Below are 370 nucleotides of genomic sequence, written 5' to 3' on the forward strand. Positions count from 1 at the left end.
TAATAATGCGGGTGAAGGGAGTCGAACCCCCACGCCTCGCGGCGCTAGATCCTAAGTCTAGTGCGTCTGCCAATTCCGCCACACCCGCATATGAAAATGGTGAGCCATGAAGGACTCGAACCTTCGACCCTCTGATTAAAAGTCAGATGCTCTACCAACTGAGCTAATGGCTCGTACAGGGAATGCTCCCTAAATATATGTTAACGTCAGTCAGATGCTACGCAGAACTTTCGTTCTACTCCGCAACTCGCGGCTTATTCATGAAGCTTTGCTCGTTGCTCTACCGACTGAGCTAATGGCTCAAAAATGGTGCCGGCTAGAGGACTTGAACCCCCAACCTACTGATTACAAGTCAGTTGCTCTACCAATT

2 tRNA genes are annotated in these 370 nt (G+C 49.5%); both read right to left on the reverse strand.

What is annotated here, in order from left to right:
• Positions 1-6: 6 nt before the first annotated feature.
• Positions 7-88 (reverse strand) — tRNA-Leu (locus RB160_RS23980).
• Between the two features lie 9 nt (positions 89-97).
• Positions 98-173: transfer RNA gene (locus RB160_RS23985), tRNA-Lys, on the reverse strand.
• Between the last annotated feature and the right edge of the window lie 197 nt (positions 174-370).

Origin of the sequence: Neobacillus sp. YIM B06451, from assembly GCF_032667185.1 — a bacterium.
Lineage (GTDB): Bacteria > Bacillota > Bacilli > Bacillales > Cytobacillaceae > Bacillus_D.